Consider the following 18,649-nt stretch of genomic DNA (forward strand, 5'->3'; position numbering starts at 1 on the left):
TCAAGCAGGGGTGAATGCACCGAGCATTCAGCCCTCCCGGGTGGCGCCGGCAAGCTCCTTGCAGGCGATCGTCCGGCCCGATGCATGCGTGAGTTCGACGAAGTCGCCGTCGACCGTGAAGCCCAGGCCCACCTCGGACCAGATTGGCGGTCGGCTTCCCTGGATCGCGCCCAGATGGACAGTGCGTCCATCGATCATGCGCACCCGCGCTAAGCGCGCCTCGCGCACGATATCGATCTCGCCCACACCCGGGCAGTCGTAGCGGGCACTCACCGTTTCGGGGTCGGGGTCGGGCGGCGATGCCGGAACCGCGGGTCCGCGTGGGGCGGGTTCGGGCGGCGGCGCGGGCTCGGCGCACGCCGTGAGCCAGAACGCTGCGATGGCCATAGCGAGGATGATCGTGGAGCGCATGGGACACCTCCCATCAGGACGCCACAGATGATAGTCGCGATGCGGATGGTGCCGTCAGCGGGCGGGAACCACCTGGGCCAGCACCGCGACGTAATGGCTGACGCTGCCGGCGATACAGAACAGATGCCAGATCGCGTGGGCGTAGGGAATCGAATCGCGCAGGTAGAAGAAGGTGCCCAGCGTATAGAACACGCCGCCCGCGATGATCCAGCCGAGCGTCCAGCCGTCGAGCGCGGCCATCACCGGGCCGATCGCGAGCACCACCAGCCAGCCCATCGCGATGTAGATCGCGGTCGACAGGCCACGGAAGCGGCCGGTGTAGAACAGCTTGAACACGACGCCGGCGAGGGCCAGGGTCCAGATCGCACCGAACAGCCACCAGCCCAGGGTTCCGCGCAGCCCGATCAGGGTGAACGGCGTGTAGGTGCCGGCGATCAGCAGATAGATCGCGCAATGGTCGAACACCTTCAGCCGGCCCTTGGCCACCGGGTGGCTGACGGCGTGATACAGCGTCGATGCGACATAGAGCATCAGCAGGGTCACGCCGAAGACGATCGACGCCACCAGTTGCCAGCCGTTGCCGAACAGCGCGGCGAGCGTGATCAGGACGGCGCCACCGGCAAGCGCGGCAGTGGCGCCGAGGCCGTGTGTGAGTGCGCTCGCGAGTTCCTCGCGTTGCTGGCGCAATGACGTGCTGGAATGGCTCATCGTCGGAACGGCATGCGGGGGAAACCGATTACACCATATGCGGCGTGCCGGCCCGCTGACGCTGCGTCAGACCACGGCCACCGCGTGCGCGTGCTCGCGCGTGGCGAGGAACTCCACGCCCGGTGCGCGTTCTTCGGCCAATTGCAGGTTCACCCGTGTCGGCGCCAGGTACACCAGCTGATCGGCGGCATCGACCGCGAGGTTCATCGCATGCTTGTCGCGGAACTCCTCGAGCTTCTTCGGGTCGTTGCAGCGGATCCAGCGGGCGGTCGTCACCTGCACGGGCTCGAACGCTGCATCCACGCCGTACTCGTCCTTCAGCCGATAGGCGACCACGTCGAACTGCAGCACGCCGACCGCGCCGAGGATCAGGTCGTTGCTCATCAGTGGCTTGAAGAACTGGGTCGCGCCCTCCTCAGACAGCTGGGCCAGGCCCTTCTGCAGCTGCTTGAGCTTCAGCGGATCGCGTAGCCGCGCGCGACGGAAGAGTTCGGGCGCGAAGTTCGGAATGCCGGTGAAGGCGATGTTCTCGCCCTCGGTGAAGGTGTCGCCGATCGAGATCGTGCCGTGGTTGTGGATGCCGATGACATCGCCCGGATAGGCCTCGGCGGCGATCTCGCGATCACTGGCCATGAAGGTCAGCGCGTTGGCGAGCTTGAGGGGCTTGCCGGTGCGCGGGTGGAAGGCCTTCATGCCGGCTTCGAAGCGGCCGGAGCACACGCGCATGAACGCCACGCGGTCGCGGTGCATCGGGTCCATGTTCGCCTGGATCTTGAACACGAAGCCGGTGAGCTTGTCTTCCTGCGGCGCCACCTCGCGCGTCGTCGTCTCGCGCGCCTGCGGCGGCGGGGCGTGTTCGACAAAGAAGTCGAGCAGCGGCTGCACGCCGAAGTTGTTGACGCCCGAGCCGAAGAACACCGGCGTCTGGGTGCCGGCGCGGTAGGCCTCGAGATCGAAGGGATGGCTGGCGCCCTGCACCAGGTCCAGCTCGTCGCGCAGCCCCGCAAGCATCTGTTCGCCGATCTTCTCGGCCAGGCCTGGCGCATCGATCGACGGGAAGATCGTCGAATCCTGGCGGGTGAAGTTGCGGCCCGGCTCGTAGAGATGCACTTCGCCGGTCACCAGGTGCACCACGCCCTTCAGGCGCTGGCCCATGCCGATCGGCCAGGTGACCGGTGCGCACTGGATGCCGAGCACGGTCTCCACTTCGTCGAGCAGGTCGATCGGGTCCTTGCCCTCGCGGTCGAGCTTGTTGATGAAGGTCATGATCGGCGTGTCGCGCAGCCGGCAGACTTCCATCAGCTTGATCGTGCGTTCCTCAACGCCCTTGGCGACGTCGATGACCATCAGCGCCGAATCGACCGCGGTCAGCACGCGGTAGGTGTCCTCGCCGAAGTCGGCGTGGCCGGGCGTATCGAGCAGGTTGACGATGCGGCCCTCGTAGGGGAACTGCATCACCGAGCTGGTCACCGAGATGCCGCGCTCCTTCTCCAGCGCCATCCAGTCGGACGTCGCATGGCGCGCGGCCTTGCGGCCCTTGACCGAACCGGCCATCTGGATCGCACCGCCGAACAGCAGCAGCTTTTCGGTCAGCGTGGTCTTGCCGGCGTCGGGGTGCGAGATGATCGCGAATGTGCGGCGGCGGGCGGATTCTGAGGCGACGTCGGGCATGCGGGCGGCGCACGCGCGGCGTGCGTCCTGGAATCGGGGAGGCGCGATTATACGCGGCGTGACCGGGTACTCAGGGCGTCGGCGCGTTCTCCGGGATCGCGAACCGCAGGATGCCGTGGGGGCCGAACATGCGGAACGGCACCGAATGCAGCGCCATGCCGCGATTCGCGTGGACCGCGAAATGCAGATGGGGGCCGCTGCTGGCGCCGGTATTGCCCGAGAAAGCGATGATCTGGCCGCGTCGCACGTGCCGGCCGGGCGTCACGACGACGCCACCGCGCTGCAGGTGCGCGTAGAGCGCCATCGTGCCGTCGTAGTGCAGGACCCGGACGAAATTCGTCGGCACCCCGGGTGCGTGCGGTTCCGGTTGATTGGCCGAAACGGTGCTCTCGAACTGCATCACGATGCCGTCGCGTGCGGCGACGACCGGCGTGCCTTCATCGGCAGCGAAATCGACCGCGTACCGGTTCTCGGCGTCCGAATGGCTGGCGCGCCCGGCGAATCCCTGGCTAATGCGCAGCGGGGCGTCGCGCAACGGATAGAGATACTCGACGTCCTGGTGACGCGCCCCGGGTATGCCGGGCACCACCTCGAGGCGTGCGTGCACCGGGTGGCCGGTAACCGGATCCGCGATCTCCAGCAATGTCCGGCGCGCACCGGCCGCGAGCACCGCGCGCGCCGTCAACGGCGAGGCGGAGCCCGGGGCCCGGCCTTCGGCATGCAGCCGGACTTCGACGGGGCCGGACAGCCCGTTGTGCGCGACGAACGCGAGCCCGTCTGTCGTGGGCCTGCGCTCGAGGTCCACCCGGGGCGGCGGCACCGTCACCCGTTCCACCGCCGACGCCGGGCGCGCATTCCACCAGCCGTTCCAGGGCGTGTGCGGAACGGCCGCGGTCAGCAGCCCTGCCGCGACCAGCACGGTCGCAGCCTGGGCCAGACGACATGCGCGGCTCACGGCCTGCGCATTCCGGCACGCCGATGCCGCGCGGACGTGGACGCGCGCCGGTGATGCGCCCGAGGGACGAGGCTCCGCGTAACCCCCGTGCCCATGGAATCGGGGTGGGCGTGACGGACGACAGGTGCGACCGCCAGTCCGGTTCGCCTCGCCGGAGACCGCATCGAGCAGGCGCCGCGGCCTTTTGCACGGGCTGAGCGTGAACAACGGCCATGGCCGGTCGGCGGGCAGCCGCCCCGGTGGCACGGCGGAAACCGCAGGTTCGAAGGGCGACGGATCGGCACCGGCAGAGTATGGCGCCGGAGCCGGCGACGATGATCCATCGCTTGATCCGCATGAAGCGATTGACACGGACCGCGGGGGCTGGCAACCTCGCCGCATCCATCGAGACCGGCGGAGGGGCAGGCCCTTTGATGCCGGGGCAACCTGATGGGATCCGCGCTGCGCGCGGGGTCCATCGCGGTGCCAAGTCCTGCGGGGACCTGTGTGTCCACCGGAAGATGGTGATGCGGTGCCGGCTTCGCGCCGACGTTGCGTTCCGCCGACAGGCGACTTCCGGTGATTCCCGTGCGACGCGATGGGCCAGCCCATCCGGAATCCCGCGCCATGAGTCTCGTCGACGCTACCGCCCACCGCCCCGATCCCGGCACAGACACGCCCGGGCCGTCCGTCCAGTTCGAATGCGCTTCTGAGTGGCCGGTGACCGGGTGCGGCAGTGTCGACGTCGTCCTGGAGACCCGTCATGCAGGCAGGCGTGCAGTGACGCTCCGCTACGAGGTGCGCGGGCCGGTCACCGCGCCGGTGGTGTTCGTCGCCGGCGGCATCTCGGCGCACCGCCATCTCGCCGCGCACGACGCGGATGCCACGCCGGGCTGGCTCGACGGCCTCGTCGCGCCCGGCCGCTCGCTGGACCCGACCCGGTTTCGCCTGCTGGCGTTCGATTTCGTGGGTGCCGACGGCACGCTCGATGCGCCGATCGACACCACCGATCAGGCCGATGCGATCGCGGCGCTGCTGGACGTGCTGGGCATCGCGCGTCTGCACACCTTCGTCGGCTATTCCTACGGTGCCCTGGTCGGGCTGCAGTTCGCGGCGCGACACGCAGCGCGCCTGCAGCGACTGGTCGCCGTGAGCGGCGCGCATCGCGCGCATCCCTATGCGGCCGCCTGGCGGGCCTTGCAGCGGCAGGCCGTCGCGCTGGGCCAGCTGCAATGCGCCGAGCATCAGGGCCTGTCGCTGGCCCGCCAGTTCGCGATGTTGAGCTATCGCACGCCCGAGGAGTTCGCCGAGCGATTCGACGCCGCCCCCGAGGTCGTCAACGGCCGGGTACGGGTCGCGGCCGAGGACTATCTGGACGCCGCCGGCGCCCGCTACGTGTCGCGCACGCCGTTGACCGCGTGGCTGCGCCTGTCCGAGTCGATCGACCTGCATCGCGTCGAGCCGCGCGATATCCGCGTGCCGACGACGGTCGTCGCGGTCGAGGGCGACCGCCTCGTGCCGCTGGCCGATGCGGTGACGCTGCTCGAAGGCCTCGGGCCCTTCGGCCGGCTGCGCGTGCTGCGTTCGCCCTATGGCCACGACGCCTTTCTGAAGGAAACCGACCGTATCGATGCAGTGCTCGCGAGCGCGCTGCATGCCCCCATCTCCGGAGACCCCGCATGAGCTTCCACGCTTCGATCGACGTGCCCCGTCAGCCTGCGACCCGCGCCGTGCGCGCGGGTATCGATCGTGATCCGGCATACGGTGCGGTGACGCCGCCGGTCGTGCTGTCGAGCAATTTCAGTTTCGCCGGCTTCGGCGAGAAACGACAGTACGACTACACCCGCAGCGGCAACCCCACACGCGATCTGCTGGGCGACGCGCTGGCCGATCTGGAAGGCGGGGCGGGCGGTGTCGTCACGTCCACCGGCATGGCCGCGATCACCCTGGTGCTCACTGCGCTGCTCGAGCCCGGCGATCGCCTGGTCGTGCCGCACGACGCCTACGGCGGCAGCTGGCGCCTGTTCGACGCCCTGGCACGCAAGGGCCATTTCGAGCTCGTCACCGCGGACCTCACCGATCCGCGTGCCCTGGCTGCCGCACTGGCCGCGCAGCCGAAGCTGGTGCTGATCGAGACGCCGTCCAACCCGCTGCTGCGCGTCACCGACCTGCGCTTCGTGATCGACGCGGCGCACCGCGCCGGCGCGCTGGCGGTGGTCGACAACACCTTCCTGTCACCGGCATTACAGCGTCCGATCGGGTTCGGAGCGGATGTCGTCCTGCATTCCACGACCAAGTACATCAACGGCCACAGCGACGTCGTCGGCGGCGCGGTGATCGCGCGCCACGCCGAGCTGCACGCGCAACTGGCGTGGTGGGCGAATGCGCTGGGCATCACCGGCGCGCCGTTCGACAGTTTCCTCACCTTGCGCGGCCTGCGTACGCTCGACGCGCGTCTGCGCGTGCACCAGGAGAACACCACGGGCGTGGTCGCATTGCTCGATGCGCATCCGGCGGTCGCCCGTGTCCACTATCCCGGACTCGTCGATCATCCCGGCCACGCGATCGCGTCGCGCCAGCAGTCCGGCTTCGGGGCGATGCTGTCCTTCGAACTCGCGGGAACGCCCGGCGTGGCCCAGGCGGATGTGGTGCGCGCCTTCGTCGACGGCCTGCGCCATTTCACGCTTGCGGAATCCCTGGGCGGCGTGGAGAGCCTGATCGCGCATCCGGCGACGATGACGCACGCGGCGATGACCGCTGAAGCCCGGGCGGCGGCCGGCATCTCCGACGGCCTCCTGCGGCTGTCGGTGGGCATCGAGGCACTGGAGGATCTGCACGCGGATCTGGTGGCGGCACTCGACCGCGCCTCGGTGCAGCTCGAGCCGACAGCCGGGCGGGCGCGAAGCGGAGCGGACGCATGAGCGCCGTGGTGGCTCTGCGGCGCACGCGCCAGCCCGCGCCCCAGCCTGCGCGCCTGGCCCTGCTCGGCACGGGTGGGGTGGGCAGCGCGTTTGTCGCGCGCTACGCCCGATTGCGGGCCAATGGTACGGCCCTGCCGGAGGTCGCGTGGATCTGCAATGCCCGGACCCAGGTGGCCGGCACCGATGACCTTTCCGCCGCGCTGACGCAGGCGCGCGCGGCGCCTCGGCGGCACGGAGGCTTTCCGCCCTGGGCCGAGGGCGAGAGCCCGCGTCCAGGCGACATCGTCGTCGACGCCACCGCCAGTGAGACCGTCGCCGACTGGCATCCCGAGTGGCTGGCGCGCGGCATCCACGTGGTCACCGCCAACAAGCTGGGCACCGGCGGCGATCTGGGCCGGGCGCAGGCCATCGCCGACGCGGCGCGCCAGGCCGGCAGCCGCTACGGCGACAGCGCGACGGTCGGTGCGGGGCTGCCGTTGCTGCGCAGCCTGCGCGCGCTGGGCGAGGGCGGTGACCGGATCCATTCGATCGAGGGCGTGCTTTCGGGATCCCTGGCATGGCTGTTCGGACAGTTCGACGGCAGCCGGCCGTTCTCGGCCCTGCTGCGCGAGGCGCAGGCTTCCGGCTACACCGAGCCCGATCCGCGCATCGATCTCTCCGGCGAGGACGTGCGTCGCAAACTGCTGATCCTCTCGCGTGCGGCGGGATTCGCGGTGTCGGGCCACGAGGTCGTCGTGGAATCGCTGATGCCGGCGGGACCCGCAGCGGCGGACGCGGCCGACGTCGACGTGGGCTGGGAGACGCTGGATGCCCTCCTCGCCGCGCGGCATGCGGCGGCGGTCGCGGCGGGCCGGCGCCTGTGCTTCGTCGGTCGCTTCGATGCGGACGCGGGTTCGCAGGTCGGATTGCGGGCGCTGCCTGCGGGGCACCCCCTGTGCGCGGGCCGCGGCACGGACAACCGCGTCGTCATCCACAGCGATCGATACCGGGACCGGCCGCTGGTCATCCAGGGGCCGGGGGCCGGCACCGAGGTGACGGCAGCGGCGCTGCTGGACGACGTGTTGTCGATCGCGCACCGCTGAGGCGCTCGTCGCGCTGCTGGGGCTCACCCTAGATCGGGTGCGCCCGGGTGGTGTCGCACCGAGGGGCTTGCTGGAATACGGGCATCGAGTCTCATCCAGTCCAGGGGCCCCCGATGACCAGCAATCTCGCCGTCTCCGTGTCGCTCAACGTCAGCGGCCAGCTCCCGATCGCCACCAGCGCCGCCAGCGCCCAGCGCACCGCCGACGGCCGGGTGCAGTTCGAGAACGACAACTACCGGATCACCGCAGGCGACAACGACGAGGTGATCATCTTCAACAAGGGAACCGGGGAAAGCTACCGCATCTGGGGCGATCCGCACGTCGAGATCGACGGCAAGCACGCGTTCGACTTCTGGGGGCAGACCACGTTCCAGCTCGACGACGGCACCAAGGTCACCATCGAGACCACGCCTTGGGACAAGGGCGGCAACGGCGCCACGGTCGCCTCCGTGGTCACCATCACCGACGGCGATTACGGCGTGCAGATCAGCGGGGTCGACAGCAACACCGCCGGCGATCTCTCGTTCCAGGAGTTCGCCGGCGGCGGCCGGGTGCTCGACGCTGCCGTGCGCGACGGGAACGTGCTGCTGGAAAACGAGACAGGCCGCGGTTTTCTCGCCGTCGATCGTGACGGCAACATCCGGCACGTGGATCAGGCCTTCATCCTGGCCACCGACGAACTGAAGAACGGCGGCCCGGATTTCCTCGCGCACTTCGCCGAGATCCTCGCGTTCTTCACCGGTCTGATGTCGATCAGCTTCAACGGCGGCCTGGCGCTGGGCACCGACAATCCACACCGGGTTCGCGAATCCGCCGCCATGCCTGTGCCGTGGCAGTTCAGCATGACGCTCTCGATCAGCGCCTGACCGGCGCCGCCGGCGCGCAAGGCGCAAGCAGCGGCGGGCGAATCGCGGTCGTGTGCGCCCCTGTCCGCATCGACATCGTCGAGCGCGCGATGGCCGGATCGCGCCCGTTGCGATACGCGCTGCACGGTGGCGTGCATGCAAGACCCGGGATCGGATGGAGCTGGTCGGGGCGTGGCGCCTCTCGCGGCATCGACCGTCCGGGCGTGAATCTCGTGCGTGCGCCGGTCCAGCCTGTAGCGCATTGCGCATACGCCGCAGAGCCCTCGTGAAACGGAACGGGGACCGCGGAGCCGGCCGGCCGGAGGCCGCTCCGGCGCGCGGTTCTTCGGCGATCGCGATCGCCCGACTGGGCGGCACGCCATCTGCAGGCGCCCAGCGCGCGGCCGCGCACTCTCCCTGTCTTCCGCCCGAGCATCGGTCCGGACCGCGGCGGCGCGTTCGCCGGGGCGCGCGACGACCGCATGGAACAGGTGCGACAGAGCCGATGGTGCCGAGGGTGCATCGCCTCCGGCCGAGTCGGGCGCGTTCTCCGCCCCCGATCAGCCGCCTCGGGATGTCCGGTCCCGGTTGCGTCCGGGACGACTGCTCCACGGCAACCGGCCCTCGATCTCCAGGTGCAGTGCGAACACCAGGAAACTGCGGATCAGCACCATCACGCCGAGCATCAGCAGGCTGTCGACGCTGTATTCGACGACGATCGTCCGGATGATGTCGGCCGCCACGAGGAATTCGAGTCCGAGAATGAGGCCCCGCACGCTGTGCTTGCGATAGGCGAGATACGCCTGGTGCCCGCCGCGCCGCCGCAACTCGAACGGCCAGCGACAGGTGGCGAACGCGAAGCCGCCGAGCGTCACCACCACGCCCAGCACCTCGAGCGCCTGGATGCTCCAGCCGACCATCGACACCAGCGGTTCGCCGAGCGTCACCACCGGCTCAGCACTCGATGACGTTGACCGCCAGGCCGCCGCGCGAGGTTTCCTTGTACTTGTCGCGCATGTCGCGGCCGGTGTCGCGCATGGTCCTGATGACCTTGTCGAGGCTGACCTTGTGCTTGCCGTCGCCGCGGAAGGCCATGCGCGAGGCGTTGATCGCCTTGACCGCGCCCATCGCGTTGCGCTCGATGCAGGGGATCTGCACCAGGCCGCCGATCGGATCGCAGGTCAGGCCGAGGTTGTGCTCCATGCCAATCTCGGCCGCGTTCTCGATCTGGCTGGGCGTGCCGCCGAGCGCAGCGGTCAGGCCGGCGGCGGCCATCGAACAGGCCACGCCCACTTCACCCTGGCAGCCGACCTCCGCGCCGGAAATGCTGGCGTTCTCCTTGTAGAGGATGCCGACGGCGGCCGCGGTCAGCAGGAAGTCGAAAATGCCCTGCTCGCTGGAGTTGGGGCAGAAGCGGTCGTAGTAATGCAGCACCGCAGGCAGGATGCCGGCGGCACCATTGGTCGGCGCGGTGACCACGCGGCCGCCTGCGGCGTTCTCCTCGTTCACGGCGAGCGCGTAGAGGTTGACCCAGTCGAGCACGGTCAGGGGGTCGCGCATGCCCGCTTCGGGCTTGGACGAAAGCTCGGCGTGCAGGGCCGGCGCGCGACGGGTCACGTGCAGGCCGCCGGGCAGGGTGCCGGTCTGGCGGATGCCGCGTGCCACGCACGACTGCATCGCCGCCCACAGTTCGCGCAGGCCGCTACGGATCTCGTCCTCGCTGCGCCAGACCGTCTCGTTCTCCAGCATCAGCGTGGCGATGCTCAGGCCGGTGGCGTTGGCGCGGGCGATCAGTTCGTCGCCGCTCGCGAACGGATGCGGCACATCCGTGGTGTCGGCGACGATGCGGTCCTCGGCCGCCTCGTCCTCGTTGACCACGAAACCGCCACCGACCGAGTAGTAGTCGCGCGTGGCGATCACGCTGCCGTCGGCGGCGTAGGCGGAGAAGCGCATGCCGTTGGTGTGGAAGGGCAGCTTCTGGCGCTTGTTCATCACCAGATCCGACTTCTCGTCGAAACCGATCTCGTGCGTGCCGGCCAGGCGGATGCGTTTCTCGCCGCGGATGCGCAGCAACGCATCGGGAATGATGTCCGGATCGATCTGGTTCGGCATGTGGCCTTCGAGGCCCATCATCACGGCCTTGTCGGTGCCGTGGCCGCGCCCGGTCAGGGCCAGCGAGCCGAAGACCTCGGCACGGATGCGGACGACGTCGCCCAGCCGCCCCGGCACTTCGAGCCAGCGACGCACGAAGCGCGCGCCCGCGCGCATCGGCCCGACGGTATGCGAGGAACTCGGCCCGATGCCGATCTTGTAGAGGTCGAAGGTGCTGACTGCCATGCGGCTATTCTACGGGCCACGCCCGGACTTCCGCCTGACGCGACGCCGCATGAGCGAGCCCCGCCTGATCCTCTACCAGCGCGACGACTGCCATCTGTGCGATCTCGCGCTGGAGACGCTCGCGCAGGCACGCGTGCCGGCCTTCGAAAGCGTGTTCATCGACGGCGACGTGGCGCTGGAGGCGCGCTACGGCGTGCGGGTTCCCGTGCTGCAGGAGGCCGGAGGGCGGACGCTCGACTGGCCCTTCGACGTCGTCACGCTGCGCACCTGGCTCGCGTCACTGGCGCTGCTGGTCCACCCTCTGGGCAGCCTGGCCGCGCCCGTGACCGACGACGTGAACCTCGCGAAGCCCGGGCACGGGGCGACGGCCCGCTGGAGCGGCGTGCATGTCGAGCAGGTGCTGCCCGCCGGAAGCATCCAGCGCCTGGTGGTGACCCGCGCCGTGACCAGCGCCCCCGGCGAGTTGGACGCGGCCAGCGTCCGCGAGGTGCTGACGGGGCTGTCGGGCCCCGCCCTGGACACCGGGCATCGACCCCGCGGGCTGGCGCAGATGGGCCACGCCGCCTCGATCTGGGAAGGCGTGATCGTCCTCGCCTCCGGCACGGTGATGGGCTTCGTGATCGATGCCGACATGGTCTGTCTGCACGGCGCCGAAGGCGAACAGGCCTGCTGGACGCGTTGAACGGGCGTCGCCAGTGCGCAGCGCGTCGCACGCGGTCCAGGGACAGTGAGCCGGGACGTCGCGCGCACCGCGCCGACGAACCGGCCGCGTGTCGGCCGCGTGTCGGCTATCGGCCGGCCGGCTGCAGATACACCCGCGTGCTGACCGCGATTGCGGCGGGAATCGTGCCGGTATCGGCCCAGTCGCCGCCGCCGACGCCGAACGCCAGCCGGTCCACGGTCGCGCGCCCGGTGAGCAGCGGCCGTGGCCCCGGGGTCCAGCTGAAGGTCAGCGTCACCGGTTTGCGCACGCCGCGCAGTTCCAGGGTGCCGTCGGCGGCGTACTGGCCATTGCCCAGATCGCGGAATCCGCTTGCGGTGTAGCTGGCCTGGGCGAACCTGGCGATGTCGAAGAACGCCGGACCGCGCATCTCGCCGTCGTAGTCGGGGTTGCGCGTGGTCGCACCGGCCATCGGGATCACCACCGACAGGTGACTTCCCGCGAGGTCGGCCGGATCGAAGCGGACCGTCGTGCGGAACGCCGGAAAGATGCCTGAAAAGGTCTCGCCCTGGTACTTGCCGGCGAACGCCAGCGACGAGCCGGGCGCCTGCACGTAATCCGCAGCGACGACGTGGTGGACGGGGAGGGCGGCGAGGGCGAGGGCGAGCACGAGGCGCGGGGCGGGCATGGCGTCAATCCTGGAGCGGGGAGGGCGGACGGCCGCGGGACGACGACCAGGCACGCGGCAGCATGCGCACGAGGGTCGCATCGCGGCGGATGAGGTGGTGGTGGAGTGCCGCGGCGGCGTGCAGCAGCGCGACGCCGACCAGTGTCCAGAACAGCCGGACGTGCAGATCGCCCGCGGCCGCACGCAGCGCGGCATCGCGGCCGACCAGTGGCGGCAGGTTGAACAGGCCGAACCACTGCAGCGGAAACCCGGCGGCCGAATTGAAGGTCCAGCCGCTGAGGGGAATCGCGAAGAGCAGGCCGTACAGCATCCAGTGCGTGGCGGCCGCCACACGGGCCTGCCAGCGCGGCGTGCCCGCGACCGGTGCCGGCGCACCGGCGGCCAGGCGCCAGCACAGACGCAGCACCGCCAGCGCGAGCAACGTCAGGCCGAGCGACTTGTGCAGCGCGTAGGCCTGCACCTTGGCCGGGCTGGGGCGCATGTCGCCCATCAGCAGCCCGATCGTCGCGATGCCCAGGATCAGCAGCACCACGCCCCAGTGCAGCGTCTGGCTCACCGCGCCCCAGCGGTCGGGCGGATTGCGCAGGCTCATGGTGCTGGCCGTCCGGAGCGCGTCCCGGTGGTGGCATCGGGCTCGGGCCCGAATTCGGGATCGGGCAGGCTTGCATCCGGCGCGGCGTCGTCGTCCTCGCCCCGGCCGGCAGGCTCGACCGGCGCAGTCTCGTCCGGCGCGGCCGCGTCCGTTGCGCGCATGCGGGTGGCCTCGACCTCGAGCCGCAACTCCACCGCGTCTCCGATCATCGAGCGCCAGGCATCGACGCCGAACTCCGCACGCGACAGCGTGGTGGTCGCGGAGAATCCGACCGTCTGCCGGAAGGGGGGGAGTGGATGCCGCCGTGCGCCGTTGCGGACCGCGTCGAGCACCACGTCGCGGGTGACGCCGCGCAGGGTCAGGGCACCGTGGACGCGTGCACGCGTGTCGTCCACCGCTTCGATACGGGTCGACACGAAGCGCGCGACCGGATGGCGCTCGGTGTCGAGCAGCCCGCGTCCGGCGACCGCGCGGTTCCAGGCAGCGTCGCCGAAATCGAGCCGCTCCAGCGGCACCGTGACCTCCACCTCGGCGCCGGTCCAGTCCCGGCCGTTGGTCCGCAGCGTGCCGGTGGTCCCCGACACGGTTCCGATCGCCTTCGAGAAGCCGGCGTGGTCGACGGCCAGCATCACCCGGGTATGCACGGGATCCAGGCGGTAACGCCCGGCATCGTCCGCCGCGGCGGCGGCCCATGTGCATGCGAGGACCCCGATCAGCGGCAGCAGGAACCATGGGCGGAAGCGGCGTGGCATCGGCGATTCTAGGCACAGGCGACGGCGCGGGCACAACTTGCGGCAGCGACGCTGCGTTGCGAGGATGCTGCAGGGATGCGCGGCCAGCGCGCGGTTGCGGCTTCGGGGAGTGGTATGCGCTACGCAAGGATGGCCCTGGTGGGCGTGTGGTGCCTGCTGTGGGCGTGCACGGCGCTGGCCCGGGACGATGGCGCGATCACGGCGAGTCGACCGCAGCCGCGCCAGCTCGGCGTGCTCGACGGGCTGCCGTCGAACCGGGTCAACGCGCTCGCCGAGGATCGCCAGGGCTTTCTCTGGGTGGCGACACGGGACGGACTGGCCCGCTACGACGGTGTCGGCTTCCGCGTCTGGCGGGTCGAGGACGGCTTGCGCGACAACATGGTGTGGTCCGTCCATGTCGACCGCCACGACCGGGTCTGGGCGGGCACGCGCAACGGCGGGCTGTCGATGCTCGACGCGGGACGCCGCACCTTCACCCACTACGACAGGACCAGTCACCCGGAGATGGGTGAGCACGACATCTGGGCCGTCACGTCGACCCCGGATGGCGCGATCTGGTTCGGGACGGCCGGCGGTGGCCTGTTCCGCCTGGCACCGGATGGCGCCCTGCGACGGTTCACCTCGGATCCGGGCGATCCGCGCAGCCTGCCGTCCGACATCGTCGCCTATCTGGTGGTCGACGGCGACGACACCTTGTGGGTGGCCGGCAAGGCCGGGGTCGCGGCCTGGACAGGGGACGGCTTCAGGCCGCTGGCCCTGCCTCTGGCACCCGGTGAACTCGTGGAGGGCCTCGTGGCCGACGCCGACGGCGATCTGTGGATCGGCGCGCGCATGGCCAGCTTCGTGCGTCGTGCCGGCGGCGATCCCGAGCGGATGTCCTGGGTCGATCCCGTGCTCGGCCAGCCGGTGTTGCACATGCTGGTCAAGGATCGGCAGGGCACGCGCTGGCTGGACACCTCCAGCGGCCTGGCGCGCGAGATCGACGGTCGCATCGAGGACGTGCCGTTGTTCAGCGTGACCAGCCGAGGGCTCGTACGCCCGATGTGGACCGCCGGACTCGAAGACCGCGAAGGCGGGTTGTGGTTCGGCACGGTGGACGCGGGTCTGTGGTACCTGCCGGCCACATGGCGCAATTTCACGACGCTCCAGCGCCGGATGGCGGATCCGGCGTCAATGGCGAACGCACTGGTGAACGGGGTCGCGCCGACCGCGGACGGCGCGTTGTGGCTGGTGGGCAGCGGTGGCGGACTCGACCGTCTCGATCCCAGGACGGGCGCGATCGAGCACCGGGCGTCGCGGATCTGCGACAGCGAGATCGCACGCGCGGTGCACGAGACGGCCACAGGCCAGGTCCTGGTGGCGTGCACGAAGCGGCTGCTGCGTTTCGATCCGGTGACCCGCCGGCGGCAGGTCTGGGGCACCAGCGACGGGGCCGACGTCACGTTGGAATTGACCGTCCAGAACATCATCGAACAGGACGACGGCACGCTGTGGATCTCGTTCCACGACGGTGTCCAGGCGCGGCGGCCCGACGGCACCGTCATCCTCAGCGTCCTGCCCGGTTCGCCCCGCGGCGGGCTGCCAGCGTCCGCGCGACCCACCCGCGTGATGCGCGGGTTCGGCGATACGGTGTGGCTGGCCACGACGGACGGCCTGTACCGGTGGGACGGGTCGCGCGCGACCTTCGCGTTGCTGCCGGGGAGCCCGCGTCGCGAGATCGCGGCACTCGCATTGCAGGATGACGACACGGTCTGGCTGGCCTCGCTCGGCTCGATCGAGGCCCACACATGGGACGGCACCCGGCTCCGGCTGCGCCGGGCCTTCGATGTCGACGACGGAATGCCTCTGGCGCTGCCGGGCGACGTGAAGCTCGACGCCCGTGGCGCGGTCTGGGTGACCACCGTCCGTGGGCTCTTGCGCATCGATCCCGAGACGCCCCGGATCCGGACCTACGGCGTGCGTGACGGCCTGTTGAGCCAGGAATTCAGCGAGCACCCCATGGGCGTGTCGCGCGAGGGCCATCTCGCGGTGGGCACGACAGATGGCCTGCTGCTGTTCCATCCCCTGCACGTGAGGCAACGCGAGAAGACGCCGCCGCTGGTGATCGAAACGCTGCACGTGCGCCGCGGCGACGACGTCGTCGAACTCGATGCGGCTCAGCCCATCCGTCTGCAGCACGGCGACCGGGACCTCAGCGTCGTCGCCCGCCTGCTGTCGTTCACCGACGCGCACGCGCATCACTACCGCTTCCGGCTGGACGGCTACGAAACCGGCTGGGTGGAACTGGACACGACGGCGGAGCGCGTGTTTCCACGGTTGCCTTCCGGGCGCTACGGCCTGCACATCGAGGCGCGTACCGAGGACGGCGACTGGGTCGCGCTCGCGCCACTGACCGTCCAGCAGGCGCCGCCGTGGTGGCGCACGGGCTGGGCGTTGCTGATCCTGCTGCTGTGCTTCGGCTTCGGCATCTGGCGCATCGCCCACGCCTATCGCGAGCGTCTCAAGCGGCGCCATGCCTGGCAGCTGGCCGAGGAGAAGCGCGAGTTGGCGGAGCAGGCGTCGACCGCCAAGACGCGCTTTCTTGCCACGCTGGGCCACGAGGTGCGCACGCCGATGACGGGGGTGCTGGGCATGAGCGAACTGCTGCTCGATACCGCGCTCGATGCGCGGCAGCGGGACTACACCCTGGCGATCCGCCGTGCGGGCGAGCACCTGATGCGCCTGGTCAACGACGCGCTGGACCTCGCCCGCATCGAGGCCGGAAAGCTGCAGCTCGAGACCCAGCCGTTCGATCTCGCGCTGCTCGTGCGCGACATCTCCGGCCTGGGCGCGCCACTGGCCCGCCAGAAAGGCCTCGACTTCGAGGTGCTGGTGGCGCCCGATGCCCCGGCATGGGTGGTCGGCGACGCGACCCGCGTGCGCCAGATCCTGCTCAACCTGATCGGCAACGCCCTCAAGTTCACCGATACGGGCGGCGTCGTCGTGCAGGTCGAAACGGATCGCAGCGGCCTGACGTTCCGGGTCCGCGACACCGGTCCCGGACTCAGCGCGGACCAGATGGCGCGTCTGTTCCGTCGCTTCGAACAGGCCGAGGGCGCACGCACCAATGCGCGCTACGGGGGCAGCGGCCTGGGCCTGGCGATCAGCCAGGAGCTGTCCGCGGCCATGGGCGGACGGATCGACGTCGAGAGCACGCCGGGCGAGGGCACGACATTCCGGGTCCAACTGCCGCTGCCCTGCATCGAGGCCCCGACGGCCGCGCCGGTCATGCCGGGCCATGAGCGCATCACCGCGGCGGTGGGACTCGAGATCCTGCTGGTCGAGGACGACCAGACGGTGGCCGACGTCATCTCGGGTCTGCTGCAGGGACAGGGCCACGAAGTGGTCCACGTCAAGCACGGCCTCGCGGCGCTGACCGAAGTGACCGCGCGCGGTTTCGACATCGCGCTGCTGGATCTGGACCTGCCCGGCGTCGACGGGCTGACGCTGGCCGGCATGCTGCGCGCGGTGGGGTTCGAACGGCCGCTGGTGGCGGTGACCGCGCGTGCTGATCCCGAAGCCGAGCCGGCGGCGCTCGATGCGGGCTTCGAAGGCTTCCTGCGCAAGCCCCTGACCGGCGAGATGCTGGCGGATGTGATCGCGCAGAGCTGGCGTCCGGCGCGGGCCGTGCCCGCGCACGGACCCGCGGGGTAATGCCGCCGGAGGACGCCAGTCGCGGATGCTGAGACCGCGCCGGGCCAGGCTTGCCGTTTCGTGCACGTGCGCCTCCCCAGACTGCGACCATGGCCGCCTCCCCCAATCCGCGCGCCCGCGTCGCGGGTGACCTGATCCAGCTGCGCCCCGAGGGCCTGTACTGCCCGGCGGGCGACTTCCATATCGACCCGTGGCGCCCGGTGCCGCGCGCGGTGATCACCCATGGTCACGGCGACCACGCACGCGGCGGGATGGGGGCCTATCACACGACGCGCGCGGGTCTGCCGATCCTGGAATGGCGCCTCGGCGAGCAGATCTACGCCTCCCACGAATACGGCGCGCCGTTCCGCATGGGGGATGCCACCGTCTCGCTGCATCCCGCCGGCCACGTGCTGGGCTCGGCGCAGGTCCGGGTGGAGGTGGGAGGTGAGGTCTGGGTCGCCTCGGGCGACTACAAGCGCCAGCATGATCCCACCTGCGATCCGTTCGAGGTGGTCCGCTGCGACACCTTCATCACCGAGGCCACGTTCGGCCTGCCGGTCTACCGCTGGCCCGACACGGCGGCGGTCGCGCGCGAGATCGTCGATTGGCGCGAACAGTGTGCGGCGCGGGGCGAGGCGGCGATTCTCTATTGCTACGCGCTCGGCAAGGCGCAGCGGGTGCTCGCCGAACTCGCTGCGCATACCGACGAGCCGGTGTTGCTGCACGGCGCAGTGGCCGCCGGCGTGGAGGTGTACCGCCGCGCCGGTATCGCGATGGTGGACACGATTCCCGTGATCGAGACCGAACGGTCCGCCGACTACGCCGGCAAGCTGGTGCTCGCCCCGCCCTCGGCGGCGGGCAGCGCATGGACGCGGCGTTTCCGGCGCGCGCAGCAGGGCTTCGCCTCGGGCTGGATGCGCCTGCGCGGCAACCGCCGTCGTCGCAATTACGATCGCGGTTTCGTCGTCTCCGATCATGCGGACTGGCCCGATCTGATGCGCACCGTGCGCGAGACGGGGGCCTCGCGGGTCATCGCGACCCACGGCAACACCGACGCGATCATCCGGGCGTTGTGCGAGGACGGAATTGCGGCCGAGGCATTCCGGACGGATTTCGGGGGTGAGGAGTGAGGGCTGTGAACCCGGTCTCGGCGTTCGCCGCGAAGCGCGATCCTGCGCGGGGCGCAGCTGTGCGTTTGCCCGTGCCCGGGGTCTTGTCGCACGGTCGACGGAGCCGAGCACCGGGGTCCGGCGGGTCGGTCGCGTCGCCGCTGGTCGAGCGCAGCGGAATCGGGTGCGATACCCCGTCGGGCGATGCGTGCAGGAAACAGGCGCGGCGCAGCGGGGCCGGATCGTCTCCAGGGACGGGACGT

General features: G+C 70.4%; 15 protein-coding genes, 1 pseudogene and 1 riboswitch. Of the genes and pseudogenes, 7 read left to right on the forward strand and 9 right to left on the reverse strand.

The window, feature by feature from the left end; translation table 11 throughout:
• Positions 1-27 precede the first annotated feature (27 nt).
• The 4 genes from H0E82_RS06955 to H0E82_RS06970 form a co-directional block, all read right to left on the reverse strand.
• A complete protein-coding gene (locus tag H0E82_RS06955; RefSeq protein WP_180544715.1) occupies positions 28-411 on the reverse strand; it encodes a hypothetical protein in 384 nt (127 codons plus the stop codon).
• 54 nt (positions 412-465) lie between these two features.
• Positions 466-1,119: a PAQR family membrane homeostasis protein TrhA gene (gene trhA / locus H0E82_RS06960; protein WP_180544716.1), complete on the reverse strand. Its 654-nt coding sequence runs from the start codon at positions 1,117-1,119 to the stop codon at positions 466-468.
• A 66-nt stretch (positions 1,120-1,185) separates the two neighbouring features.
• On the reverse strand, positions 1,186-2,790 hold the full coding sequence (locus tag H0E82_RS06965; protein WP_180544717.1) for a peptide chain release factor 3: 1,605 nt from the start codon (positions 2,788-2,790) through the stop codon (positions 1,186-1,188).
• Between the two features lie 70 nt (positions 2,791-2,860).
• Positions 2,861-3,745 (reverse strand): M23 family metallopeptidase, encoded by an 885-nt coding sequence (locus H0E82_RS06970; RefSeq protein WP_180544718.1) that lies wholly within the window; start codon positions 3,743-3,745, stop codon positions 2,861-2,863.
• A 378-nt stretch (positions 3,746-4,123) separates the two neighbouring features.
• Positions 4,124-4,252: riboswitch (SAM riboswitch) on the forward strand.
• A 99-nt stretch (positions 4,253-4,351) separates the two neighbouring features.
• On the opposite strand from H0E82_RS06970, the gene metX reads away from it, so the two are divergent.
• From metX to H0E82_RS06990, 4 genes are all read left to right on the forward strand, one after another.
• On the forward strand, positions 4,352-5,407 hold the full coding sequence (metX, locus tag H0E82_RS06975; RefSeq protein WP_180544719.1) for a homoserine O-succinyltransferase MetX: 1,056 nt from the start codon (positions 4,352-4,354) through the stop codon (positions 5,405-5,407).
• Positions 5,404-6,645, forward strand: coding sequence for an O-succinylhomoserine (thiol)-lyase (locus H0E82_RS06980; RefSeq protein WP_180544720.1), 1,242 nt, complete (start codon positions 5,404-5,406; stop codon positions 6,643-6,645). Before metX ends, H0E82_RS06980 begins: the two co-directional genes overlap by 4 nt.
• Positions 6,642-7,727, forward strand: a complete 1,086-nt coding sequence (locus H0E82_RS06985) for a homoserine dehydrogenase (RefSeq protein ID WP_180544721.1) — start codon at positions 6,642-6,644, stop codon at positions 7,725-7,727. The genes H0E82_RS06980 and H0E82_RS06985 overlap by 4 nt, the downstream gene beginning before the upstream one ends.
• Before the next feature lie 113 nt (positions 7,728-7,840).
• Complete coding sequence (locus H0E82_RS06990; RefSeq protein WP_180544722.1) at positions 7,841-8,593, forward strand: DUF1521 domain-containing protein; 753 nt, start codon at positions 7,841-7,843, stop codon at positions 8,591-8,593.
• 539 nt (positions 8,594-9,132) lie between these two features.
• On the opposite strand, the gene H0E82_RS06995 is transcribed toward H0E82_RS06990, so the two are convergent.
• A complete protein-coding gene (locus tag H0E82_RS06995) occupies positions 9,133-9,519 on the reverse strand; it encodes a DUF1622 domain-containing protein (RefSeq protein ID WP_219338438.1) in 387 nt (128 codons plus the stop codon).
• Positions 9,520-9,526: 7 nt separating this feature from the next.
• Complete coding sequence (locus H0E82_RS07000; RefSeq protein WP_180544723.1) at positions 9,527-10,909, reverse strand: L-serine ammonia-lyase; 1,383 nt, start codon at positions 10,907-10,909, stop codon at positions 9,527-9,529.
• A 49-nt stretch (positions 10,910-10,958) separates the two neighbouring features.
• Here H0E82_RS07000 and H0E82_RS16785 point away from each other — a divergent pair.
• Positions 10,959-11,183, forward strand: a pseudogene (locus tag H0E82_RS16785) (glutaredoxin family protein); the annotation flags it as partial.
• 514 nt (positions 11,184-11,697) lie between these two features.
• On the opposite strand, the gene H0E82_RS07010 reads toward H0E82_RS16785, so the two are convergent.
• Genes H0E82_RS07010 through H0E82_RS07020 form a run of 3 tightly spaced genes read right to left on the reverse strand, consistent with a single transcriptional unit; the run spans position 11,698 to position 13,602 of the window.
• Positions 11,698-12,258, reverse strand: a complete 561-nt coding sequence (locus H0E82_RS07010; RefSeq protein ID WP_235974205.1) for a YceI family protein — start codon at positions 12,256-12,258, stop codon at positions 11,698-11,700.
• A gap of 4 nt (positions 12,259-12,262) precedes the next feature.
• Entirely contained in the window at positions 12,263-12,850 is a 588-nt protein-coding gene (locus H0E82_RS07015) for a cytochrome b (protein ID WP_180544726.1), read from the reverse strand.
• The gene (locus H0E82_RS07020) at positions 12,847-13,602 is read right to left on the reverse strand and encodes a YceI family protein (RefSeq protein ID WP_180544727.1); all 756 of its coding nucleotides are present in this window, start codon (positions 13,600-13,602) and stop codon (positions 12,847-12,849) included. The genes H0E82_RS07015 and H0E82_RS07020 overlap by 4 nt, the downstream gene beginning before the upstream one ends.
• A 114-nt stretch (positions 13,603-13,716) precedes the next feature.
• On the opposite strand from H0E82_RS07020, the gene H0E82_RS07025 reads away from it, so the two are divergent.
• Together H0E82_RS07025 and H0E82_RS07030 are read left to right on the forward strand one after the other, a co-directional pair.
• Positions 13,717-17,295 (forward strand): sensor histidine kinase, encoded by a 3,579-nt coding sequence (locus H0E82_RS07025; protein WP_235974206.1) that lies wholly within the window; start codon positions 13,717-13,719, stop codon positions 17,293-17,295.
• An 89-nt stretch (positions 17,296-17,384) separates the two neighbouring features.
• A complete protein-coding gene (locus H0E82_RS07030; RefSeq protein ID WP_180544728.1) occupies positions 17,385-18,407 on the forward strand; it encodes a ligase-associated DNA damage response exonuclease in 1,023 nt (340 codons plus the stop codon).
• The last annotated feature ends 242 nt before the right edge of the window (positions 18,408-18,649 follow it).

This window comes from Luteimonas deserti (assembly GCF_013425765.1).
GTDB lineage: Bacteria > Pseudomonadota > Gammaproteobacteria > Xanthomonadales > Xanthomonadaceae > Luteimonas > Luteimonas deserti.